This window comes from Sphingomonas sp. RIT328, assembly GCF_000632225.1.
Lineage (GTDB): Bacteria > Pseudomonadota > Alphaproteobacteria > Sphingomonadales > Sphingomonadaceae > Sphingomonas > Sphingomonas kyungheensis.
In genome coordinates, this window is sequence record NZ_JFYV01000055.1 from 135,086 (window position 1) to 158,687 (window position 23,602).

A 23,602-nucleotide genomic window follows, 5' to 3' on the forward strand; every position below is an offset into this window, starting at 1 on the left:
CGCGCAACGATCCGCGCTCCCAGCGCGCCCCTTAGCAGCGGCGAGACCCATGCCCGAAGTGATTTTCCCCGGCCCCGAAGGCCGTCTCGAAGGGCGTTTCGCCCCCGCTCCGCGGCCGCGCGCGCCGGTGGCGATGATTCTCCATTCGCACCCGGCGGCGGGCGGCACGATGAACAGCCGCATCGTCCAGGAGCTGTACAAGACCTTCCAGCGCCGCGGTTTCGCGACGCTGCGCTTCAACTTCCGCGGCGTCGGCAAGAGCCAGGGCACGTTCGACAACGGCATCGGCGAATTGTCCGACGCGGCGAGCGCGCTCGACTGGGTGCAGAGCTTCCACCCGGAGGCGTCGACCACCTGGATCGCCGGGGTCAGCTTCGGCGCCTGGATCGGCATGCAATTGCTGATGCGCCGGCCGGAGATCCGCGGCTTCATCTCGATCGCGCCGCCCGCCAACATGTTCGACTTTTCGTTCCTCGCCCCCTGCCCGTCGTCGGGGATCATCATCCAGGGCGAGGCCGACGAGGTCGCCACCCCCGGCGCGACGCAGAAGCTGGTCGACAAGCTGCGCACGCAGAAGCACATCACCATCCATCACGACACGATACCGAAGGCCAACCACTTCTTCGAGAACGAGACGCCGGAGCTGATGCGCTCGGTCGACAAGTATCTCGACATGCGGCTGGATCCGAATTCGCCGATACGGTGATTTGTGGGCGGGCTCGCCGGTTGACGGCGAGCCCGCATCGTCGCCGTTTCCGTTGGTCAATGCGTCAGTCTTCGGTGACCTGCCCCTCGTCGTTTGACGGGCACGCGGAAGGTTGCTCTTTGTATGACTCCTCAATAATATCGTCGATATCCCATAGCAGATGGCAGCCAATCACTGTCTTGCCATTATCGTCACCGGGATCATCGACAAACAGCGCCTTCGCCCGCGCTGCAAGGTCGACCGCCTTGGCGTACCGCGCCTCTCCTAGCTCTTCCCTGACATTTTGCAGCGCTTCACCGAGCACAGCGAATTCGCTATCGATTGTACGATCCGTTGCCCACCAATCCTTGAAAACAAAAGATGGCGCGGCGGTAACCAGCGTTGAAAGATAATCTTGAATTTCATCAAGCGATGATGGCTGGTACCTTGAGTTTACTTTTCGACTAAAATTCATCGGGGATCATCATCCAGGGCGAGGCCGACGAGGTCGTCACCCCCGGCGCGACGCAGAAGCTGGTCGACAAATTGCGCACGTAGAAGCACATCACCTCCATCACGACACGATCCCGAAGGCCAACCACTTCTTCCAGAACGAGACGCCGGAGCTGATGCGCTCGGTCGACAAATATCTCGACATGCGGCTTGATCCGAATTCGCTGATCAGATGAGGCAGACGCCGGGACCACGATTACGCGGCCCCGGCGGCTTGCCCGAAAACGACGCTCAGTCGCCGCTCAAAATACCTTCGAAATCGAGAATGCCGGCATGATATCGCTCTCCCCTCACTTCTTCGAGGATATCGTATACCTCCATCAGCGCCGTGACGCCTTTACGAGCGTCCCCCGTCGCCGATTGCGGGTCCGCCAGGAACAAGGCTTTTGCTCTATCGGTCAGACCTGCTGCTTTAGCATACCTCGCCGCGCCTAATTTGTTCTCGACTGCTTGCAATCCTTCCCGAAGACGAAAGAATTCATTATCGATTGTTTTAGGATAGCCGTAAAAGGTAACTACCTTAAAGAAAGGCGCTTCGTTAGCCATCACAATAATAAGGTCTTGAATTTCGCTTAAATTTTCAGGGATATATAACCTATCGCCGTACGTCTCTCTCGGGTTCATGAGTACCTCCTCAAGGTATTTTGTAGACATAGGTATGGGCGGAGCCAGCTTCGGACGGCGTCATTACCGCGATATGGCGTGGCTTCGGCAAACCCTTAGCAAATCGGCGAAGCTGAGCAGCGCTCATCGTTTTTCTTTGAAGACTGCCCTCAATAATTAGATCGTCTACCATAACGTCGGGAATACCATACGATCGGCCTTGCCCGTCGATGTAAAGTCTTCGATTTATCCTGACACGCCCTCGCGCGGCAGCCTTGATGCCATACCAGTTCAAAGCGCCTCTGATGTTACCCCGAACCCTCCGGTCGACGTAATTCCCGAGCCTCATCTGATCATTTACACCGTGCGACTTCAGTTCGCCGGCTTTTTGCAGCTTGTCACCTTCTCTTTTTGCTTGATCGATCTCTCTTTGCATTCGAACCATCATCGCTGTCTTTAGCGGCTCTATGTTGCCTGTCTTTCGAAGATAAGTCGCTGCCCGCCACATCATAAGGTCATCCAACCTGGCCGCACTCGCCTCCACGCTGGGTTGCGGAGAATAAATTTGTTGATAAACAAAATTAGGATCTAATTTCTTTATTTCTTTTAAGACCTCTTTCGAGCGGTTATCCAGAATATTGATTTGGGCCTCTGCCGCCGGTCCAAATATATCTAGCGTCGATTGCGCCAAGGCTTGGATACCATTCCACAGTGGACCATGCAGTTCCGGAAACGCCTGCTCGACCGTCATCGGGTCTTCAAAAGCTCGGCTATTGCCGCCCCGGCCAAGCCGCGGTCCCTGCCCGCCGTAATGCTCTTCGATCCCCGCTCCGATACCGGTCGCGAACGTGAACCGCCCGTTACGTGGATCGTGATAGGGATTGAACTTGAGCTCGAGTCCGCCCGCCAATCTCGCAACGGGCAAAAACCCCGTCCGTAACCATCTCGAAATCGCTCGTCTTCGTTCCTCAACCGATAAGTGCATGCCGTCACCTCGCTGGGTTACGGCGGGAACATATCAGCAACATTTTCCAACAAGGCAAAGCCTATCAGCGTCCATTTTGGTGGCGTCGGCCGAAAGCATTGTTCAGATGGACGATATTCTTCCGGAGGCGGCATCAGCAACCCGCTGACATCGACCCGACTCGCGGCTTACATCTGCCAGATTACCACATTGCCGAGCAGCACCCCTGCCATTACCAGCAGCAGCACGGCCTTCTTGCGATCGCCACCGCGGGCGAGCAGCGCGCCGCCGCCGATCAGGCAGGCGAAGCAGCCGAGCATCGCAATCGCCGGGGCGGCCTTGGCGATCGAGAGAAGAAGACCTTGCATCGCGGGATGGTGCCGCGGCTCGGCCGCCGTGTCGAGCCTCGCTGGGCGCCGCTGCGCCCCCTCGCCCGTTCGACGCTTCGGCCCTGTGACCGGTCAGCCGATCGCCCGCGCATAGGCCGCCATATCGACGTTGCCGCCCGACAGGATCACCAGCAGCGATGTACCCGTCACCCTGCCCGCGAGCACCGCCGCCAGTCCGACCGCGCCGCCCGGCTCGATCACCAGCCGCAGCTGTTCCGCCGCCCAGCGCTGCGCCGCCGCGATCTCCGCCTCGCTGACCGCGACGCCGGTCGCGCCGCGTCGCGCCAGCACGTCGAAGGTCAGCGGCGACACGCGCTGCGTCTGCAAGGCATCGCAGGCGGTCGGCGGCGGATTGGTGCCGACGGGCTCGATCCATCCCGCCTCCAGGCTGCGGCGCATGTCGTCCCACCCCTCCGGCTCGACCACCGTCACCGCGGCGTCGCGCAGCGCCAGCGTGACGCCGGCAGCGAGGCCGCCGCCACCGCAGGGGATCACCAGCTGAGTCGGCGCGGGCAGCCCGAGCGCCGCCATCTGCGCCGCCGCTTCGATGCCGGCGCTGCCCTGCCCCTCGATCACCCAGGGATCGTCGAAACTCGGCACGAGGGTCGCGCCGCGGGCCTCGGCGAGTCGCGCGGCGATCGCCTCGCGGCTTTCGCCGGCGCGATCGTAGCGCACCACCTCGGCGCCGAGCGCGAGCGTCGCCTCCAGCTTGGCGCGGGGCGCATCGGCGGGCATCACGATCGTCGCCGCGATCCCCAGCCGCCGGGCCGCCCAGGCGATCCCCTGCGCATGATTGCCCGACGAGAAAGCGACGACGCCGCGGCGCCGCGATTCTTCGTCCAGCGCGGTCAGTCGATGCCAGGCGCCGCGGATTTTGAACGCGCCGATCGGCTGCACCGATTCGGCCTTGAACGTCACATTCAAGCCGTTGATTTCGCGCCGAAAAATGGGGGTCGGCGGGAGGATGCGGGCGACCTTGTCCGCGGCGTCCCGGACCCCTGCCGCCGTCGGCTGTCGCAAAAACGTCACTTTTCGTCCTTTCATGCGCCAACCCACTTTACATGGGGGGCCGACGACCATAAATCGCGCTTCCGCTGCCCCATGGGACTTCCAACCGCAAGGCAGCTTTTGTCACCGTATGCCGAAAGGCAATTGGAGGTCCCTTGAATTGGCCAAGCACCATAGCGCGCTGGGGTTAGCGCCCCTCTCGACCGCCCGTTCCCTCACCGGCACCACGGGCATCGACATCGCCAAGAGCCGTCCGGTCGATCCGGTCACGCTCGTTCGCCCGCACGCCGCTGCGCGCGCCGCCCGCTTCTTCGTCGAGAAGTTTCCGGGCCGCTCGATGTATGCGGTCAAGGCGAACCCCAGCCCGGATCTGCTGCAGGTTCTCTGGGACAATGGCATCACGCATTACGATACGGCTTCGATCGCGGAAGTGCGCCTGGTCAAGGCGACGCTGCCGGCGGCGACCTGCTGCTTCATGCATCCGGTCAAGTCGGAAGAGGCGATTGCCGAGGCCTATTTCGTCCACGATGTGAAGACGTTCTCACTCGACAGCATGGAAGAGCTGGCGAAGATCGTCCGGGCGACCAAGGGCGCGACCGATCTCACGCTCTGCGTGCGGCTGCGCGTCTCGTCGGAATATGCCAAGCTCAGCCTCGGCTCGAAGTTCGGCGTCGGCCCCGGTGAGAGCAAGGACCTGCTGATCGCCACCCGCCAGGTGGCGGACGCGCTCGGCATCTGCTTCCACGTCGGCAGCCAGACGATGTCGCCCGACGCTTATGCCAATGCGATGGAGCGCGCCCGCGCCGCCATCGTCGAGGCGGCGGTGACGGTCGACGTGATCGACGTCGGCGGCGGCTTCCCCTCGGCCTATCCGGGCATGACCCCGCCGCCGCTGGAGCGCTTCTTCGAGACGATCCATCGCGCGTTCGAAAGCCTGCCGATCAGCTATTCGGCCGAACTCTGGGCGGAGCCGGGCCGGTCGCTGTGCGCCGAATATGCCTCGGTCGTCGTCCGCGTCGAGCGGCGGCGCGGCAACGAGCTGTACATCACCGACGGCGCCTACGGCAGCCTGTTCGATGCGGCGCATATCGGCTGGAAATATCCGGTCCAGCTGCTGCGCGAGCCGGAATCGGACGCGCGCGACATGGACTTCGCCTTCTGGGGTCCGACCTGCGACGATCTCGATTATATGGCCGGCCCGTTTCCGCTGCCCGCGGACACCAATGCCGGCGACTATTTCGAGATCGGCATGCTCGGCGCCTATGGCCAGGCGATGCGCACCGCATTCAACGGCTTCGGCACCGGTGACACGCTGCTGGCCGGCGACGAGCCGATGCTCTCGGTCTATCGCGACGACGAAACCGCGGACGTCCGCACGAACAACGTCGTAAAGCTGTAACCTCAACGCTATAACCGATTGTCTTCCCTCCCCTCGCCTCGGCGGGGGGAGCGGCCCTGGGTTTCCGCGTCCCCAATGTTGAACGACGACGGCTGGATAGCCAAAGGCGAACCATGACCGACACCCTGACCAAGACCGCCGGCGCCAACGCGCCGATCAACGACACCCGCAAGGCGGAGCTGCTGTCCAAGCAGGTCAAGCACATCGACATCAAGAGCTTTGACGCGCGCCCGATCGTCGATGCGATGGCCGACATGAGCTTCACCAGCCGTGACCTCGGCCGCGCGACCAACATCTACAACCAGATGCTGGCCGACAAGGATTGCTCGATCTTCCTGGTCATCGCCGGTTCGACCTCGGCGGGCGGCTGCATGGACCTCTATGCCGAGCTGGTCCGCAACAACATGGTCGACGGCATCGTCGCGACCGGCGCGACCATCGTCGACATGGATTTCTTCGAGGGCCTCGGCCACAAGCACTATCAGGCGCTGGAAATCCCCGACGACGACACGCTGCGCTCGCTCTACATCGACCGCATCTACGACACCTATATCGACGAGGAAGCGCTCCAGAACGTCGACCACACGATCTTCGAGATCGCCGAGTCGCTCGAGCCCAAGGCCTATTCGAGCCGCGCCTTCATCCGCGAGATGGGCAAGTATCTCGTCGAGCACGGCAAGAAGGACAACAGCCTCGTCAAGCTCGCCTATGAGCATGACGTGCCGATCTTCTGCCCGGCATTCGTCGATTCGTCGGCGGGCTTCGGCCTCGTCAAGCATCAGGTCGACGCCGCCAAGGCGGGGCGTCCCTATCTGATGATCGACGCGGTCGCCGACTTCCGCGAGCTGACCGAGATCAAGATCCAGGCGGGCACCACCGGCCTGCTGATGATCGGCGGCGGCGTGCCGAAGAACTTCATCCAGGATACCGTCGTCTGCGCCGAGATCCTCGGCCACGACGACGTCCAGGTGCACAAGTATGCGGTGCAGATCACCGTCGCCGACGTGCGTGACGGTGCGTGCTCCTCCTCGACGCTGCAGGAAGCGGCGAGCTGGGGCAAGGTCAACACCGGCATCGAACAGATGGTCTTCGCCGAGGCGGGTTCGGTGATGCCGCTGCTCGCGTCGGACGCCTATCACCGCGGTCTGTGGAAGGACCGTCCGGTCCACCGCTGGGGCGCGATCTTCGACAAGTAAGCCGGGAGGGCGGGGGAAACCCCGCCCTTTTGCTATCGGGCGATGAGCACGTCGCGCGCGGCCTCGGCGAGCTGCTGCACGCTGAACGGTTTGGGCAGGAAGGCGACGTTGTCGAGGTCGATCGAGCGGCGCAGCTGCTCCTCGGCATAGCCCGACATGAAGATGATCGGCAGGTCGGGATAGCGATCGCGCGCCTGACGGACCATCGTCGGCCCGTCCATCGTCGGCATGACGACGTCGCTGATCAGCAGATCGGGCCGGCCGTTGCGGTCGAGCAGCTCGAGCGCCGCCTCGCCATTCTCCGCGGTCATCACCGTATAGCCCTGGCGGGTCAGCGCGCGTTCGGCGACGGCGCGCACCATATCCTCGTCCTCGACGAGCAGGATCGTGCCGGTGCCCCACATCTCGACCGGCTTGGCGTTCGGCCGCGTCGCGGCGACGCGGGTGACGGTGCCGGCGGCGTGGACGGGCAGATACATGGTGAAGGTCGCCCCCTGCCCCGGCTTCGAGTCGGCGAAGATCCAGCCACCCGACTGTTTGACGATGCCATAGACGGTCGACAGGCCGAGCCCTGTCCCCTTGCCGACCTCCTTGGTGGTGAAGAAGGGTTCGAAGATCTTGGGCAGCACCTCGGGCGGGATGCCGCCGCCCTCGTCGCTCACCACCAATGCGGTATAATCGGCGACGGGCAGGATGTCGGACGCCATCGCGCGGACCTCCGCGGCGGTGACCGACTTGGTCTGGATGGTCAGCGTACCGCCGCCGCCGGGATTGTGCGCCAGCATCGCGTCGCGCGCATTGACCGCGAGATTGACCACCACCTGTTCGAGCTGCCCCGGATCGGCGCGCACCGCACCGAGATTGCGGCCGTGCGTGACGTCGAGTCGGATCTGCTCGCCCATCAGCCGCTTGAGCAGATTGGAGACCTCGGCGACGACGTCGGGCAGTTGCAGCGTCTGCGGACGCAGCGTCTGCTGGCGGCTGAAGGCGAGCAGCTGCCGCGTCAGGCTGGCAGCGCGGTTCGAATTGGTGCGGATCTGCTGGATATCGTCGTAATCGCTGTCGCCGGGCGAATGGCGCATCATCATCAGGTCGCAATGGCCGATGATCGCGGTGAGGATATTGTTGAAATCGTGCGCGACGCCGCCGGCGAGCTGGCCGACCGCCTGCATCTTGGTCGCCTGCGCCACCTCGCGCTTGAGCCGGCTCTCCTCGCTATTGTCCTTGAGGCTGAGCAGCACCGCGGCATCGCCGAGCCCGCGCGCGCCGGCGATGGTCAGCGCGACCGGCTCCTCGGGATGGCTCTTGAGCCGCACCGCCATGTCGGAGGAATGGGTCGCACCGCCGGCGAAGCGACGGATCGCATCGGCGACCGCGGCCTTGTCCTCGCGCACCACCAGATCGCCGGGATAGAGCGGCGGCGTGCGCGCCTCGACTCCCGCGGCGCGGATGAAGGCGTCGTTCATCTGGAGGAACTTGCCCTCACGATCGACCAGAGCCATGCCGAACGGCATCAGGCTGACGAGGCTGCGCACATGCGCCGAGGCGGAGGCGCCGATCGCCGGTGCGCTATCCTCGTCGTCGAGCAGGGCGACGAGCACCGGCGCATCCTCGGCATCGAGGAAGGGAATCTGGACGACGCGCAGCGGCGTGCCGTCGAGCCCCTCGCGCTCGAAGCGGACGAGGCCGCGGCTGTCGGTGATCAGCAGCCGGGCGAAATCGCGCCCCTCGACCTGCCCGCCGCTGCCGAGCGCGCGTTGCGCCAGCACGCGATTGGCGGCGCGCACCCGGCCGTCGGGGCTGATCAGCGCCGCCATCACGCCGGCCCCGCCGAGCCTGTCGCCGGTGGCCCCGGCGATCAGCGCCTCGGTCGAGGCGGCGACGTCGTGCTCCTCGATCACCGAAAAGCGCCAGACGAGCATGTCGCCCTCGTCCCCGGCGCGGGTGATCCGCGCGCAGACGCGCTGCAGGCCGACCTGCAGGTTGCGGACGACGCCATTGCCCTCGCGCCATGCGATCCGCCCGGCATTGCCGAGCAGCGCGACGCCCTCCTGATCGAGCGGCAGGCCGGGCGGGGTCGGGAAGCCGGCGAACAAGGCCTCATAGGCATCATTGGCGCAGACCAGCCGCCCGGCCCGATCGGTGATCGCCACCGCGTCGCTGCTCGCCTGCGCCACCGCGCGGGTGAACTCCCAGTCGATCGCGCGCGACTCGCCGGCATGGCGCGGGCCGAGCAGCCGCCAGGCGAAGACGACGCCGACCGCGATGATCCCGACCGCGAAAAATCCCGCCGCGGCAACGAGGCTGCCGACGACGCTGAGGATCAGCGCGGCGGCGGCGATGGTGATGACGCCGGCGATCAGCGCGGCGGTGCGGGCGGGATTCTCGGGGATCGGGGACGATGCCATCGTCCCGCCGTCATCGCGGGATCGGATGGCTTAGGTCAAGCACTTGGTGTTGATCGCTTCCTTCCCCGCGACGGGCGGGGAAGGAGGCGATGCGATCACCAGATGCGAACGCGCTGCTGCGGCGTCAGCACGAGTTTGCCACCCGGCGCCGGCTGATAGGCCGCATACCAGGGATCGAGGTTGCGGACGACCCAGGTGCGCTGCTGCGACGGGCTGTGCGGATCGGTCATCAGCCGCTGCTTGAGATTGGCCTCGCGATAGTTGCGCCGCCACACCTGCGCCCAGCCGAGGTAGAAACGCTGGTCGCCGGTCATCCCGTCGATCACCGGCGCCTCGCGACCGCCCAGCGACTTCTTATAGGCGTCATAGGCCACCGACAGGCCGGCGAGATCGGCGGTATTCTCGCCCAGCGTCAGCGCGCCCTTGACGTGCATGCCGGGCAGCGGCTCATAGGCGTCATATTGCGCGACGAGCTGCGCGGTGAGCGCCTTGAACCGCTCGACGTCCTGCGGCGTCCACCAATCGGTGAGCTGGCCGTGCGCGTCATATTTCGAGCCCTGATCGTCGAAATGATGGCTGAGTTCGTGGCCGATCACCGCGCCGATGCCGCCGTAGTTGATCGCCGGGTCGGCGGCGGGATCGAAGAACGGCGGTTGCAGGATCGCCGCCGGGGAGACGATCTCGACCATGCCGAAATTGGCGTAGGCGTTGACCGTCATCGGCGTCATGCCCCATTCCCAGCGCTGCAGCGGCTTGCCGAGATGGCCGATGTTGTAATCGTAGCGCCATTCCGCGGCGCGCCGTTCGTTGCCGAAGGCGTCGCCGGCGACGATTCGCAGCGCACCGTAATCGCGCCAGCGGTCTGGATAGCCGATCTTGGGCGTGAAGGCGGCGAGCTTGGCATGCGCCTTGACCTTGGTTTCCGGCGCCATCCAGTCGAGCTTGTCGATGCGCGTGCCCATCGCCGACAGCACGTTCTTGACGAGCTGGTCGGCCGCGGCCTTGGTCGCGGGCGGGAAATATTGCGCGACATAGACCTTGCTGACCTCGTCGGACAGCGCGCTGCTGGTGAAGCCGACCGAAAGCTTCCAGCGATCCTCCTGCTGCGGCGTGCCCGACAGGACGGTGCCGTAGAAGGCGAATTGCTCGGCATCGAAGGCGGCGGGGAGCACGTCGGCATAATCGTCGAGGCTGCGGATCAGCATCTGGTCCTGCAACACCGCGATCGGCGCCGCGGCGATCAGCCGGGCGATACCGGTGACGGCGGACGGCTGGCTGACATTGAGGCTGTCGACCGGCGTCCCGAGCGCCTTGAGATAGGTGACGAAGTCGAAACCTGGGGCGCTGCGGGTCAGGTCGGCGAGGCTGGTCTTGTTATACGTCTTGTTGGCGTCGCGGCTGTCGATCCGCGTCCAGCTGACCTGCGCGATCTGCGTCTCGAAATCGACGATCGCCTTGGCGCGCGCCGCGGCATCGGGTTCGCCGGCGAGCGTGAACATCTTGGCGATATGCGCCTCGTAGGCCGCCTTCTCCTTGGCGTTCTTGGCATCGAGATAGTAATCGCGGTCGGGCAGGCCGAGCCCGGCCTGACGCACGCCGACGATATAGACTTCCGGGTTCTTCGCATCCTGGCCGACGCCGGTGCCGAACGGCGTGCCGACCCCCTGCCGCGCCGCCTTGGCGACCAGCGTCGGGTAACTGGCCTTGGTCGTCGCCTTGATCTCGGCCAGCCACGGCTTGATCGGGGCGAGCCCCTTCTTCTCGATCGTCGCGGTGTCGAGATAGGTGGCATAGGCGGTGCCGATCTTCGAGCCGCGCGTCTTGGCCGCCGTCTCGAGGATGCCGCGGGTGCGGTCGCGCGAGCGATCGGCGAGGACGTCGAACGCGCCGAAGCTCGATTTGTCGGCGGGGATGGCGGTGGTCTTCGCCCAATTCCCGTTGGCATAGCCGTAGAAATCGTCACCCGGCGCGACGCTGCGGTCCATGCCGGCGGTGTCGAAGCCGAAGCTGCCGAGTTCGGGCTTGCCGGCGGCGGGCGTCGCGGCCGGCGGCGTCGACTGGGCGTGGACGATGCCGGCGATCGCGGTGGCGCCGAGCAGACCGGCGAGGAGGAAGGACTTCATGCAAGCTCCCGAAAAGAAAACGCCGCCCGCTCGGGCAATCGAGCGGGCGGCGGAAGGCGGAGTGATTACCAGATCTTGATACGGTCGGCGGGGGCGAGATAATATTTCTGCCCCGGCTTGACCGCGAAGGCGGGATACCAGGCGTCGAGATTGCGGACCACATAGGCGCGCCACTGGCCCGGCGTATGCGGATCGGTGGTCAGCTGGTTCTTGATCGACGCCTCGCGCGCCTTGGTCTGCCAGACCTGACCGAAGCCCATGAAGAAGCGCTGGTCGCCGGTGAAGCCGTCGATCACCGGCGCCTTCTTCCCCTTGAGCGACAGCTTGTAGGCGTCATAGGCGACGTTGATGCCGGCGAGGTCGGCCATATTCTCACCGAGCGTCAGCTTGCCGTTGACGTGGCTGCCGGGGATCGGCTCGTAGGCGCCATATTGCGCGACGACCTTGTCGGTCAGCGCGGTGAAGCGCTGGACATCGGCGGGCGTCCACCAATCGGCGAAATTGCCCTTGGGGTCGAACTTGCGGCCCTGATCGTCGAAATGGTGGCTGAGCTCATGCCCGATCACCGCGCCGATCGCGCCATAGTTCACCGCCGGATCGGCGTTGGGATCGAAGAACGGCGGCTGGAGGATCGCGGCCGGGAAGACCACCTCGTTCATCAGCGGATTGGCATAAGCGTTGACCGTCTGCGGCGTCATGAACCATTCGCTGCGGTCGACCGGCTTGCCGATCTTGTTGAGCTGGCGGTTATATTCGAATTCGGCGACGCGATCGGCATTGCCCAGCACGTCCCCCTTGACGACGCGCAGCGCGGTATAGTCGCGGAACTTGTCGGGATAGCCGATCTTCGGCGTGAAGGCGGCGAGCTTGGCGCGTGCCTTGACCTTGGTCTCCGGCGCCATCCATTCGAGCTTGGCGAGCCGCGCGTCCATCGCGACGATCAGATTGTGGACGAGCGCGTCGGCCTTGGCCTTGGCGTCGGGCGGGAAATATTTCTGGACGTAGATCTGGCCGACCGCCTCGCCGAGGCTGCCGTTGACGAGATCGACGCCGCGCTTCCACCGCTCCTTGAGCTGCGGCGTGCCGTTGAGCGTCGTGCCGTAGAAGGCGAATTGCGTGTTGACGAAGTTCGACGACAGCAACGGCGCGGCGTTCGAAATGGTGTGGAACGCCATATATTCGCGCCACACCGGGATCGGCGTCGCGGCGACGATCTTGGCGATGCCGGTCAGCGCCGAGGGCTGGCCGACGATGACGCGGGTCTGCGCGCCGAGTCCCTGCGCGGCGAGCATCGCCTGCCAGTCGAAGCCGGGCATGGTCTGCGCCAGCGTCGCGACCTGTGCGGGGTTATAGCCCTTCTCGACCTGGCGCAGCTCGGCGCGGTCCCAGTGGACGGTCGCGATCTGCTTTTCGAGATCGTAGATGCGTTGCGCCGACCCTTGCGGATCGGGCTGGCCGGCCATGCGCAGCATGTCGGCGATATAGGTGACGTATTTGGTGCGCGCCTCGGCGAACTTGGCGTCGTCCTTGAGGTAATAGTCCTTGTCCGGCAGGCCGAGACCGCCCTGGCCGAGATAGACCGCATAGACGGTATTATCCTTGAGGTCCTGCTGCACGCCCGCGCCGATCGGCACGTCGATGCCGTGCATCGTCGCCTCGCCGAACGCCTTGGCGAGGTCGCTCTGGCTCTGGATCGCCGCGATCCTGGTGAGATAGGGCTTGAGCGGCGCGGCGCCGGCCGATTCGATCGCCGCGGCGTCCATGAAGGTCGCATAGGTGTCGCCGATCTTGGTCGACACCGGATCGCTGCCCGGCGAGGCCGCCGCGCCCTCGATCACCGCGCGGGTGCGCTGGTCCGACAGGTCGCGCAGGATCGCGAAGCCGCCCCAGCTCGAACGGTCGGCCGGGATCTCGGTCCGGGCCATCCACGCGCCGTTGACATAATTGTAGAAATCGTCGCCCGGCGCGACCGCGCGATCCATCGCGGTAAGGTCGACGCCGAAGTCGCCGAGCTTCGGCTTGCCCGTCGCCGGCGCCACGGCGGTGCCGGCGCCCGTCTGCGCATAGACCGCGCCGGTCGTTGCCGACGCCAGCAGCAGCGCCGCAAGTAGCTGTTTACGCATCGATAATCCCCCAACCTTGCTGTGTTATGCGGCGATCTTGTAAAGGCTTGATCGGTCTCGTCAAATGCGGTTCGCCGCAGGACGGTGCCGCCATTTGCGGGCGATCCACAGCCGCCAGCCGAGCGCCGACAGCCCATAGCCGAGCAGCGCGCACCCCGTGGTCAGCAGGACCAGGCCGAGCGCGAACGCCGGCCCCTTGTCCCACAGCCAGCCGAGCGCGCCGGTCAGGCGATGCAGCCAGTCGGTCGCCTCCGCCACCGGCTGGGCGATCACCGGCGCATCGCTGTGCAGCAGCCACGCGCCGATCCGATAGGCGAGGAACCAGAGGAACGGCGTGGTCAGCGGATTGGTGATGAAGGTGGTCAGCGCGGCGACCGGCACATTGGCGCGGAACGGCAGCGCGAACAGCGCGGCGATGGCGATCTGGGCGACCGGAAAAAGGAACCCCGCGACCATGCCGAGCGCGACGCCGCGCGGCACCGAGCGCCGGTTGAACCGCCATAGGCCGGGCTCCATCACGCGATGCGCGACCGGGCGGAGCATACGGTTGGATTCCATCGATTCGCGCGTCGGCATGTTGCGACGACACCAGGCGACGCTCTTGTGCAGCATGGACCGTGCGTCTGCCCCTAGCCGCGGTCGCGCATGATGCGCCCGGCTTCGCGCTTCCATTCGCGCTCCTTGATCGCGGCGCGCTTGTCGTGATCCTTGCGCCCCTTGGCGAGCGCGAGTTCGACCTTGGCGCGCCCGCGGCCGTTGAAATAGACGCTCAGCGGCACGAGCGTCATCCCCTCGCGCGCGACCGCGCCGTGCAGCTTGTTGATCTCGCGTTCGTGGAGCAGCAATTTGCGCGGCCGTTTCGCTTCATGGTTGAAACGGTTGCCGTGGCTGAACTCGGGCACGTTGGCGTTGACCAGCCAGACCGATCCGTCGCGCACCTCGGCATAGCTTTCGGCGATGCTGCCCTCGCCGAAGCGCAGGCTCTTCACCTCGGTGCCGGTGAGCGCGATCCCCGCCTCGTAGACGGTGTCGATACTATATTCGAACCGCGCCTTGCGGTTCTCGGCGACGATCTTCTTCTTGTCGAAGGTGGCGGGTTTGGGACGCGACATTATCGCGCGATGTAGGAGCAGTTAGCGGCAAGGGGAAGCGGGCGCGCGACGATTGCGCGCGCCCCTGCCCTCAGCCGACCAGCCCGGCATGCGCCAGCGCCGCATCGACCGCGGCGCGCGACGCCTCCGACGGCCAGGTCATCGGCAGGCGCAGGCCATCGGGGAAGCCCGGCCGCACCCGCGTCATCGCATATTTGACCGGGCCCGGCGACGCGTCCGTGAACAGCGCGTCGTGCAGTGGATAGAGCCGATCCTGCAAGGCGAGGGCCGCGGCATAATCACCCCGCTGGCACGCCGCCTGGAAGTCGGCGCACAGCCGCGGCGCGACATTGGCGGTGACGGAGATGCAGCCTGTGCCCCCCATCGCGTTGAACGCCAGCGCCATATCGTCGTTGCCGGAGAGCTGGACGAAATCGGGGCCGCAACCGGCGCGGTGCGCGGAGACGCGGGCGATCGCGCCACTCGCATCCTTGACCGCGACGAACACCTCCGGAAAGCGGGTGACCAGCCGGATCAGCGTCGCCGGCTGGATATCGGTGACGGTGCGGCCGGGGACGTTGTAGAGCACGATCGGCAGCGTCGCCTGTTCGGCGAGCCGCGCGAAATGCTGGAAGATCCCCTCCTGGCTCGGCCGGTTGTAATAGGGCGGCACCATCAGCGCCGCATCGGCACCCGCTTCACGTGCGCGCACGACATTGGCGGCGGCGACCTGCGTGTCGTTCGATCCGGCACCGGCGATCACCGGCACCCGGCCGGCCGCCTGATCGACGCAGATCGCGACGATGGCGAAATGCTCGTCGGCGGTCAGCGTCGCGGCCTCGCCGGTGGTGCCGCACGGCACCAGCGCCGCCGACCCCTCGCCAATCTGCCACTCTATAAGACTACGGTAAGCTGCTTCGTCGAACGTGCCGTCGGCGGCGAAGGGCGTCACCAGCGCAGGGATGGAACCAGAGAACATGGGACTTTTCGGGCTCCTGATGCGGCGGACCGGGGTTTTCGTTCAGGACAGATACGGGTCCGCGCCCTATGATGTCCACATGCACCCAGCCAATCTGCCGCTTACGATCCTTCTTGCCGCTTTCGCCGGGGTGACCGGCGCGCCCGTACAACAGCAGCCGGCGACCGGCAATCCGACCACCGGCAGCCCGACCAGCGACGCGCTCGAACGCTATCGCACGCAGATGGCGAACATGTCGCCGCAGGCGCCGCGTACCCCCGCCGACGGCGCGATCGCCGCAGCCATCGCGCAGTGGAAGACGATCCAGCAGACCGACGCGCTGCCGTTCGACAGCTATGCCGGCTTCCTGATGGCGCATCCCGGCTGGCCGAGCCAGACCGCCAACCGCCGCGCCGCCGAGCGCCAGGCGGTCAACGCCTCGCCGACCAGCGTCATCGCTTTCTTCACCCGCTTCCCGCCGCAGTCGGCGACCGGCCTCGTCGCGCAGGCGCGCGCCTTGCAGGCGGTCGGCCGCGGCAGCGAGGCGCAGGTTGCGGCGCGCGCAGCGTGGCGCAAGGGCAGCCTGTCCGCCACCGACGAGGCGACGATCCTGTCGAGCTTCGCCGGCGCGCTGACCGCGGACGATCACGACGCGCGGATGGACGCGCTGCTGTGGCAGAATGCGACCGGCGTCGCCGCCCGGCAGATCGCCTATACCAGCGCCGCGCGCCGCCCGGTGTTCGAGGCGCGGCTCGCCTTCCGCTCCAATGCCGCCAACGCCGCCGATCTGGCGATGCGGACGCAGGATCAGTTCGCCAGCGATCCCGGCTATATCGCTGATCGTGCGGTGTGGCTGCGCAACTCGGGCGCCTCGCCGACCGCGCGCGCCTGGCTGGCCCGGACGCGCGTGCTCACGTCCCCGCCGGGGGCGGTCGAACCCTGGTATGAGGTGCTGCTGACCAACGCCCGCGCCGCGGCGGCGGACGGCCAGTACCAGCTCGCCTATGACATCGCGCGGCAGGTCGACGATGCCTATCCCGCCGGCACCGACGTCTCGGCCAAGCCCTATGGCGAGCGCGACGATTATACGAGCCTCGTCTGGCTCGCCGGGCAGACCGCGATGAAGCAGCTGCGCCGCCCGGCGGATGCGATGGTGATGTTCGAACGCTATGGCCGCGGCAGCCAGGCGCCGCAGACGCGCGCCAAAGGCTTCTACTGGGCCGGCCGCGCCGCCGAGGCTGCCGGCAAGAGCGCGGAGGCGACTGCCTATTTCGCCGAGGCCGGCGCCTATCGCGACCAATTCTACGGGCAGCTCGCGCTCGAGCGCACCGGCAAGCCGCTGGTCGCGCCGCCCGCGATCGGCACGCCGGCGATCGCGCCCGAGGTCCGGCAGGCCTTCGCCAATCGTGAGACGGTGCGCGCCGCGCGGTTCCTCGGCCAGATCGGCCAGTGGCAGGACCAGACCGCCTTCATCCGTCAGATCGCCGCCGACGCGACCAGTGCCAGTGACCACCTGCTCGCCGCCGAGCTCGCCACCCAGATCGGTCGCCCCGATCTTGGCGTGCTGGTCGGGCGCAGTGCGATGCAGAACGGCCTCACCGATTATTCGGCGACCGGCTTCCCGACCGTCGCGGTGCCGGCGGGCTACGAGGACAATTGGACGCTGATCCACGCCATCGCGCGGCAGGAGAGCCAGTTCGACAAGACCGCGGTCAGCCATGCCGGCGCGCGCGGACTGATGCAGCTGATGCCCGCCACTGCGCGCGAACAATCGGGCAAGATCGGCATCGCCTACGACCCCGCCGCGCTGACCACCGACCCCAATCTGTCGATCATGCTGGGGTCGAGCTATTTCCAGCGGATCTTCAATATCTATGGCAGCTATCCGCTGGCCATTGCCGCCTATAACGCGGGCGGCGGCAACGTGAACAAATGGCTGCGCGCCAATGGCGACCCGCGCACCGGCGCGGTCGACATGGTCGATTGGATCGAAGCGATCCCCTATCAGGAGACGCGCAATTACGTGCAGCGCGTCATCGAGAATGCGGTGGTCTACGATCTCATCAACCCGGCGCGCGCGAAGAGCCGCGGGCCGGCCAATGCCAGCTGGTATCTCGGCAAGGGCCGTCCGGGCTGAGCGGGATGGAGCAACGGCCGAACTACATCACCCCGGCGGGCTATGCGGTGCTGCGCGCCGAATATGACCGATTGTTCGGCAGCGAACGGCCGGCGCTGGTCGAGACGATCGCCTGGGCGGCGGGCAATGGCGACCGGTCCGAGAATGGCGACTATATCTACGGCCGCAAGCGGTTGCGCGAGATCGACCGCCGGCTCGGTTGGCTGGCGAAGCGGATGAAGGCGGCCAAGGTCGTCGATCCGGCCCGCGCCGAGGATCGCAGCCGCGTCTGGTTCGGCGCGACGGTGACGATCGCCGATGAGGAGGACAAGGAACGCGTCCTCACCCTGGTCGGTGACGACGAGGCGGAGGCCGGTGCCGGCCGCGTCGGCTGGAACGCGCCGATCGCACGCGCCCTGCGCGGCGCCACGGTCGGCGACCTGCGCCGCGTGCTGCTGCCGGCGGGCGAGAAGGAATATGAGGTCGTCGCCATCGCCTATCCGTGACGAAGCAACGCCACGCACCGGACGGCGGCCGCTGCGCGCGCGACTGGCGAGGGCGCCAAGCCTCTGTTAGGCCGGGCGGATGGCTGACGACAACACCCGCAACATCGCCCTGCTGATCGATGCCGACAATGCCTCCTGGCATGCGATCGACCCGGTGCTGACCGTCCTCGCCGAGCTCGGCACGGTCAACATCCGCCGCGTCTACGGCAATTGGTCCAAGCCCGCGCTGAAGGGCTGGCGCGACATGACGGTCAAGCACGGCATCGAGCCGCAGCAGCAGTTCGACCTGACCAAGGGCAAGAACGCCACCGACATGAAGATGACGATCGACGCGATGGACCTGCTGTTCCGCGGTCGCATCGGCGGCTTCGGCATCATGTCGTCGGACAGCGACTTCATGCCGCTGGCGATGCGCATCCGCCAGGACGGCATCCCCGTCTACGGCTTCGGCAACGCCAAGACGCCCGAGGCGTTCAAACAGGCGTGCACCCGCTTCATCGACGTCAACGCACTGGTCAGCGACGCCAAGGCCGAGGCGACCGCGACCCCCGCCAAGCCGGCGAGCGTCGACGTGCCGATCGGCGAATCGCTGCCGCCGTCGATCGCCGCGCCCAAGGCGAAGAAGCCGATCGACCCCGAGCTGATCGCCCTGCTGATCGACGCCTATCAGTCGGTGAAGCGCGACGAGAAGGGCTATGTCAGCCTGTCGGCGATGGGCCAGCTCGCCGGCAACCGGTCGAGCTTCGATGCGCGCAATTACGGCTACCAGCGCCTGTCCGACCTGATCCAGGCGGTGCCCAATTTCCAGACCGAACGCCGCGAGGACGGGCGGATCTTCGTCAAGCGGGTGCGGTAGCGGCCGCGCTTCGGATGCTCTATATTCGGGGTCGATGGGACAGCTCGCGGCGCCTCCTCCGGTACGTAAGCGCGTGCCGCTTCGTATAGCCGACGTCGATCTCTTATATCGGCGCGGGGCCTTCGATGATTATGGCCGGGTCGAGCTCATCGGGGGGGAGCTGATCTACGTGAACGCGGAATATCGTCCGCACATGATGGCCAAGAGCGAGTGCGCCTATCGCCTCCGCCGGGCCCTCGAAGCGATAGGGTCGACGCTGTTCGTCGGCATCGAAGGGTCGGTTGCCGTATCGGATCACGACCTCCCCCGCCCGGACATCATCTTGACGTCGGATGCCTACGGGGATGGCCCGGTTCCCGGAGCGAGTGTGACACTCGTCGTCGAGATCGCCGATACGACCGTGCAGCTCGATCTCGGTCGCAAACAGCGGCTTTACGCCAAGGGTGGTATTCCCGAATATTGGGTATTCGACGTCACCGGAAAGACTGTCCATCAGATGGCAAAGCCTGCCGGCGCCAGTTACCGGACCAAAGCGCAATCAAACTTTGGCGACTCGCTGACCGCATTGACCATCCCTCGCCTGACGATCGATACCACCGGCCTATAAAAGATTGGGGCGGCCCGCCGAGCCGCCCCCTCCCGGATCAGCGCGTCAGCTTCTTGTAGGCGAGACGGGTCGGCCGGTCGGCGGCGTCGCCCAGGCGGCGGCGCTTGTCTTCCTCGTAGCTCTCGTAATTGCCCTCGAACCATTCGACGTGGCTGTCGCCTTCGAAGGCGAGGATGTGCGTGCAGAGACGATCGAGGAAGAAGCGATCGTGGCTGATCACCACCGCACAGCCCGCGAAGGTCTCCAGCGCCTCCTCGAGCGCGCGCAGCGTCTCGACGTCGAGGTCGTTGGTCGGCTCGTCGAGCAGCAGGACGTTGCCGCCCTCCTTGAGCATCTTGGCCATATGGACGCGGTTGCGCTCACCGCCCGACAGCTGCCCGACCTTCTTCTGCTGGTCCGGCCCGCGGAAGTTGAACGCGCCGACATAGGCGCGCGTGCCCAGTTCCTGCTTGCCGAAGCGGAAGACCTCCAGCTCGTCGGAGATTTCCTGCCAGACGTTCTTGTTCGGATCGAGATCGTCACGGCTCTGGTCGACATAGCCGAGCTTGACCGTCGAACCGACCTCGATCGATCCGGAGTCAGGCGTTTCCTGCCCGGTGATCAGCTTGAACAGGGTCGACTTGCCGGCGCCGTTGGGGCCGATCACCCCGACGATGCCGCCCGGCGGCAGCGTGAAGTCGAGATTGTCGAACAGCAGTTTGTCGCCATAGGCCTTGGTCAGTCCCTTGGCCTCGATCACCTTGCCGCCGAGCCGCTCGGGGATCTGGATGAGGATCTGCGCCTTGCCGGCGACGCGATTCTCCTGCTTCTCCATGAGCTCCTCGAACGCACGGATACGCGCCTTCGACTTGGTCTGGCGCGCCTTGGGAGTCTGGCGCATCCAGGCGAGCTCGTCGGCGATCGCCTTCTGCTTGCCGGCCTCCTCGCGCTCCTCCTGCTCGAGCCGCTTCGCCTTCTTTTCGAGATAGCCCGAATAGTTGCTCTCATAGGTGTAGTAGCGGCCGCGATCGAGCTCGAGCACCCAGTTGACGACATTGTCGAGGAAGTAGCGATCGTGCGTCACCAGGATGACGTTGCCGGTATATTCCTTGAGGTAATTTTCCAGCCACGACACGCTTTCGGCGTCGAGGTGGTTGGTCGGCTCGTCGAGCAGCAGGATGTCGGGCTTTTCGAGCAGCAGCTTGCACAGGGCGACGCGGCGCTTCTCACCGCCCGACAGGCGGCTGACGTCGGCGTCGCCGGGCGGGCAGCGCAACGCCTCCATCGCCTGTTCGAGCTGGCTGTCGAGCGACCAGCCGTCGACCGCGTCGATCTTGGCCTGGAGATCGCCCATCTCCTCCATAAGCGCGTCGAAATCGGTATCGTCCTTGGGATCGCCCATCTCCGCCGAAATGGCGTTGAAGCGATCGACCAGGTCGGCGACCGGCCGCACGCCGTCCTTGACGTTGCCCATCACGTCCTTGCTCGGATCGAGCTGCGGCTCCTGCGCCAGATAGCCGACGCGCACGCCCTCCGCCGCCCAGGCCTCGCCGGTGAAATCGGGGTCCATCCCCGCCATGATCTTCATCAGCGTCGATTTGCCCGCGCCGTTGGGGCCGATGATCGCGATCTTCGCCGACGGGATGAACTGCAGGTGGATGTTGTTGAGGACGGGCTTGTTCGCGCCGGGGAAGGTCTTGGTCAGACCCTTCATGACGTAGGTATACTGGACGGCCATGTGCCGACGGCTCCTGATCGAAGGTACGGGAAATTCGTAGGTGGCATGTAGCGATCCGGCGACGCGCGTGCAAATGCCGCCGCGGTCCGCCGCTTGTGCTCGCCCGCGGCTTCGCCCACACCCGGGGCGCATTGATTGGACAGGGGATATTCCACGAATGACGCGCATCGCATTGGCCTTGCTGGCCCTCGCCTCCTCCACCGCGCTGTCGGCGCAGCGCCAGGCGCCGCCGACCCCCGCCCCGGTCGACGCCAAGGTCGCGGCGCTGCGCGATGCGGCGCTCAAGGACGACCTCGCCTATGACATCGTCGAGGGCCTGACCACCGAGGTCGGCCAGCGGCTCGCGGCGACCGAGGCCGAGGCGCGGGCGCGCAGCTGGGGCGTCGCGCGGCTCAAGGCGTTGGGCTTCAAGAACGTGCACGTTGAAACCTATCAGATGCCGGTGTGGCTGCGCGGCGAGGAGCGCGCCGAGGTGATCGCCCCCTTCCCGCAGCAGCTCAAGCTGGTCGCGCTCGGCAATTCGGGCGCCACCCCCGCCGCCGGCCTCACCGCGCCGGTGGTGGTGTTCCGTAGCTATGGCGAGTTCGCCAATGCCCCCGCCGAGGCGGTGCGCGGCCGCATCGTCTATGTCGGCAATGCGATGCAGCCGACGCAGGACGGGTCGAGCTACGGCGCCTATGGCCCCGCGCGGTTCGTCGGCCCGGCCCTCGCCGCGAGCAAGGGCGCCGCGGCGATCGTCATCAAGTCGATCGGCACCGATCACCACCGCAATCCGCACACCGGCGTCACCGATTTCCCCGCCGGCGTCGCGCCGATCCCGGCGGCGGCGCTGTCGGTCAGCGATGCCGAACTGCTCGAACGGATCGCCGACCGCGGCAAGCCGATCTCGCTGAAGCTCGTGCTGACGCCGCGCTTCGCCGGCACCGGCACCTCGGGCAACGTCATCGCCGAAGTCCCCGGCAGCGATCCCAAGGCCGGCGTCGTGCTGGTCGGCGGGCATCTCGACAGCTGGGACCTCGGCACGGGCGCGATCGACGATGCCAGCGGCGTCGCGATCACCACCGCCGCCGCCAAGCGGCTGCTCGACGGACCGCGGCCGCGCCGCACGATCCGCGTCGTCTGGTTCGGCGCGGAGGAGCCGGGCGGCTATGGCGGCAAGGACTATGCCCGCGTCCATGGCGGCGAACGCCACGCCACCGCCGGTGAAAGCGATTTCGGCGCCGATCGCATCTGGCGGTTCGAGGTCAATCTGCCCGACAGCGCCAATCCGGTCGCCGATCGCCTGCAGACCGCGCTCGCGCCGCTCGGCATCGGCCGGGGGTCCGGCCTCGGCGGCGACGGCACCGACGTCGGTCCGACGCTCGCGCTCGGGGTCGCGGCGATCGACCTCAACCAGGACGGAAGCCGCTATTTCGACACGCATCACACGCCCGACGACACGCTCGACCGGATCGATCCGGAGCAACTCCGCCAGAACGTCGCCGCCTGGACGACGATGCTCGCGGTGGTCGCCAACGCCCCCGAGGAAATCGGTCCGGTGACGCCGCGACGCTGAGTTGCTGATGCGGCGGAACCTTTCAGCCGGATGAATTTCCCGATTGACCGGGGGGAGTCGTGCGGTATTTGGGCTGTCTCGCGACGGCGATCGGGCCGGCCGCGATTTTTGCTTTGCTTTGCTTGGGAGCAACCGAATGAAGAAGATCGCTTTCGTTCTCGCTGCCGCCGGCCTGATGTCCGTCGCAGCCTGCCACAAGTCGCCTGAAGCGGCCGCCGTTGAGAACAACGGGGACATGCTCGCCGACAACATGGAAGCGCAGGCCGACAACATCGACGCGCTTGCCGACAACACCTCGAACGCCGCCGCTGCCGCCGCGCTCGAGAACGTTGCCGACAACACCAACGCCGCCGCGGACAACGTCCGTGACGCAGCCGAGGCCAAGGCCGACAACATGTAATCGGCCGGCGTCGGCGATCTGCCGACGCCCCGATCATGCTGTCGCACGATCTCGAAGGGCGCTCCCGCAACGGGGCGCCCTTTTTGCTGCGCGCCGCGCCCGCGGCACTTTTGCTTTGCCGGCGGTTGCGCTAGCGCTGCGCAGCGGTGGGGCCTGTAGCTCAATGGTTAGAGCTGGCCGCTCATAACGGCTAGGTTGCGGGTTCGAGTCCTGCCGGGCCCACCAATTTTCTCGCCCATACGCTCCATACTGAGCTGCCCCCTTCTGAGTGGTCCATGGACTATGACAGTCTGGATCAAAGAAGGGACAACGAATGCCTGCCAAGAAGCACAAGCCCGAGGAGATCATCGGCAAGCTGCGTGAGGTTGAGATCATGCTGGGCCAG

At 66.1% G+C, this 23,602-nt stretch carries 21 protein-coding genes, 1 tRNA gene and 1 pseudogene; 11 read left to right on the forward strand and 12 right to left on the reverse strand.

What is annotated here, in order from left to right; all coding sequences use genetic code 11:
* Nucleotides 1-49: 49 nt before the first annotated feature.
* On the forward strand, nt 50-706 hold the full coding sequence (locus BW41_RS19100) for an alpha/beta hydrolase (RefSeq protein ID WP_037536697.1): 657 nt from the start codon (nt 50-52) through the stop codon (nt 704-706).
* A 64-nt stretch (nt 707-770) separates the two neighbouring features.
* Here BW41_RS19100 and BW41_RS21140 read toward each other — a convergent pair whose 3' ends face one another.
* Complete coding sequence (locus tag BW41_RS21140; RefSeq protein ID WP_037536699.1) at nt 771-1,160, reverse strand: hypothetical protein; 390 nt, start codon at nt 1,158-1,160, stop codon at nt 771-773.
* Between BW41_RS21140 and BW41_RS21915 the strand changes: the two are divergent.
* Nucleotides 1,157-1,374, forward strand: a pseudogene (locus BW41_RS21915) (alpha/beta hydrolase); the annotation flags it as partial. The gene BW41_RS21140 and the pseudogene BW41_RS21915 overlap by 4 nt on opposite strands.
* A gap of 55 nt (nt 1,375-1,429) precedes the next feature.
* Here BW41_RS21915 and BW41_RS21145 read toward each other — a convergent pair.
* From BW41_RS21145 to BW41_RS19115, 4 genes are all read right to left on the reverse strand, one after another.
* On the reverse strand, nt 1,430-1,822 hold the full coding sequence (locus BW41_RS21145; protein ID WP_152542422.1) for a hypothetical protein: 393 nt from the start codon (nt 1,820-1,822) through the stop codon (nt 1,430-1,432).
* Between the two features lie 10 nt (nt 1,823-1,832).
* Nucleotides 1,833-2,786: a hypothetical protein gene (locus tag BW41_RS21150; protein WP_152542423.1), complete on the reverse strand. Its 954-nt coding sequence runs from the start codon at nt 2,784-2,786 to the stop codon at nt 1,833-1,835.
* A gap of 167 nt (nt 2,787-2,953) precedes the next feature.
* Nucleotides 2,954-3,133 carry a hypothetical protein gene (locus BW41_RS19110; protein ID WP_037536701.1) on the reverse strand — a complete coding sequence of 60 codons (180 nt, stop codon included), beginning with the start codon at nt 3,131-3,133 and terminating at the stop codon, nt 2,954-2,956.
* Between the two features lie 93 nt (nt 3,134-3,226).
* The gene (locus BW41_RS19115) at nt 3,227-4,183 is read right to left on the reverse strand and encodes a threonine ammonia-lyase (RefSeq protein ID WP_037536702.1); all 957 of its coding nucleotides are present in this window, start codon (nt 4,181-4,183) and stop codon (nt 3,227-3,229) included.
* A gap of 139 nt (nt 4,184-4,322) precedes the next feature.
* Here BW41_RS19115 and BW41_RS19120 point away from each other — a divergent pair, with 139 nt between their 5' ends.
* Together BW41_RS19120 and BW41_RS19125 are read left to right on the forward strand one after the other, a co-directional pair.
* Nucleotides 4,323-5,561 (forward strand): decarboxylase, encoded by a 1,239-nt coding sequence (locus BW41_RS19120; protein ID WP_081793201.1) that lies wholly within the window; start codon nt 4,323-4,325, stop codon nt 5,559-5,561.
* Nucleotides 5,562-5,674: 113 nt separating this feature from the next.
* Entirely contained in the window at nt 5,675-6,757 is a 1,083-nt protein-coding gene (locus tag BW41_RS19125) for a 1,9-bis(guanidino)-5-aza-nonane synthase (RefSeq protein WP_037536704.1), read from the forward strand.
* Between the two features lie 32 nt (nt 6,758-6,789).
* Here the strand turns inward: BW41_RS19125 and BW41_RS19130 are convergent, their stop codons facing one another.
* From BW41_RS19130 to dapA, 6 genes are all read right to left on the reverse strand, one after another.
* On the reverse strand, nt 6,790-9,165 hold the full coding sequence (locus BW41_RS19130) for a hybrid sensor histidine kinase/response regulator (protein ID WP_037536706.1): 2,376 nt from the start codon (nt 9,163-9,165) through the stop codon (nt 6,790-6,792).
* A gap of 95 nt (nt 9,166-9,260) precedes the next feature.
* The gene (locus BW41_RS19135) at nt 9,261-11,288 is read right to left on the reverse strand and encodes a M13 family metallopeptidase (RefSeq protein ID WP_037536708.1); all 2,028 of its coding nucleotides are present in this window, start codon (nt 11,286-11,288) and stop codon (nt 9,261-9,263) included.
* Between the two features lie 65 nt (nt 11,289-11,353).
* Nucleotides 11,354-13,411 carry a M13 family metallopeptidase gene (locus tag BW41_RS19140; RefSeq protein WP_037536709.1) on the reverse strand — a complete coding sequence of 686 codons (2,058 nt, stop codon included), beginning with the start codon at nt 13,409-13,411 and terminating at the stop codon, nt 11,354-11,356.
* Between the two features lie 60 nt (nt 13,412-13,471).
* Complete coding sequence (locus BW41_RS19145) at nt 13,472-14,023, reverse strand: DUF2062 domain-containing protein (RefSeq protein WP_037536711.1); 552 nt, start codon at nt 14,021-14,023, stop codon at nt 13,472-13,474.
* 17 nt (nt 14,024-14,040) lie between these two features.
* Nucleotides 14,041-14,523 (reverse strand): SsrA-binding protein SmpB, encoded by a 483-nt coding sequence (gene smpB / locus BW41_RS19150; RefSeq protein WP_037536714.1) that lies wholly within the window; start codon nt 14,521-14,523, stop codon nt 14,041-14,043.
* A gap of 70 nt (nt 14,524-14,593) precedes the next feature.
* Nucleotides 14,594-15,481 (reverse strand): 4-hydroxy-tetrahydrodipicolinate synthase, encoded by an 888-nt coding sequence (dapA, locus tag BW41_RS19155; RefSeq protein WP_037536716.1) that lies wholly within the window; start codon nt 15,479-15,481, stop codon nt 14,594-14,596.
* 79 nt (nt 15,482-15,560) lie between these two features.
* Between dapA and BW41_RS19160 the strand changes: the two genes are divergently transcribed.
* The 4 genes from BW41_RS19160 (at nt 15,561) to BW41_RS19175 (ending at nt 19,545) form a co-directional block, all read left to right on the forward strand.
* A complete protein-coding gene (locus tag BW41_RS19160; RefSeq protein WP_037536718.1) occupies nt 15,561-17,597 on the forward strand; it encodes a lytic transglycosylase domain-containing protein in 2,037 nt (678 codons plus the stop codon).
* 5 nt (nt 17,598-17,602) lie between these two features.
* Nucleotides 17,603-18,082 carry a GreA/GreB family elongation factor gene (locus BW41_RS19165; RefSeq protein WP_037536720.1) on the forward strand — a complete coding sequence of 160 codons (480 nt, stop codon included), beginning with the start codon at nt 17,603-17,605 and terminating at the stop codon, nt 18,080-18,082.
* Nucleotides 18,083-18,161: 79 nt separating this feature from the next.
* Nucleotides 18,162-18,938: an NYN domain-containing protein gene (locus BW41_RS19170; RefSeq protein WP_037536727.1), complete on the forward strand. Its 777-nt coding sequence runs from the start codon at nt 18,162-18,164 to the stop codon at nt 18,936-18,938.
* Between the two features lie 34 nt (nt 18,939-18,972).
* Entirely contained in the window at nt 18,973-19,545 is a 573-nt protein-coding gene (locus BW41_RS19175; protein ID WP_051583709.1) for a Uma2 family endonuclease, read from the forward strand.
* A 37-nt stretch (nt 19,546-19,582) separates the two neighbouring features.
* Here BW41_RS19175 and ettA read toward each other — a convergent pair whose 3' ends face one another.
* Nucleotides 19,583-21,262, reverse strand: a complete 1,680-nt coding sequence (ettA, locus tag BW41_RS19180; RefSeq protein WP_037536730.1) for an energy-dependent translational throttle protein EttA — start codon at nt 21,260-21,262, stop codon at nt 19,583-19,585.
* 157 nt (nt 21,263-21,419) lie between these two features.
* Here ettA and BW41_RS19185 point away from each other — a divergent pair, with 157 nt between their 5' ends.
* From BW41_RS19185 to BW41_RS19195, 3 genes are all read left to right on the forward strand, one after another.
* Entirely contained in the window at nt 21,420-22,817 is a 1,398-nt protein-coding gene (locus BW41_RS19185; protein WP_037536732.1) for a M28 family peptidase, read from the forward strand.
* A 136-nt stretch (nt 22,818-22,953) separates the two neighbouring features.
* Entirely contained in the window at nt 22,954-23,217 is a 264-nt protein-coding gene (locus tag BW41_RS19190; protein WP_037536734.1) for a hypothetical protein, read from the forward strand.
* A 149-nt stretch (nt 23,218-23,366) separates the two neighbouring features.
* Nucleotides 23,367-23,442 (forward strand) — tRNA-Ile (locus BW41_RS19195).
* The last annotated feature ends 160 nt before the right edge of the window (nt 23,443-23,602 follow it).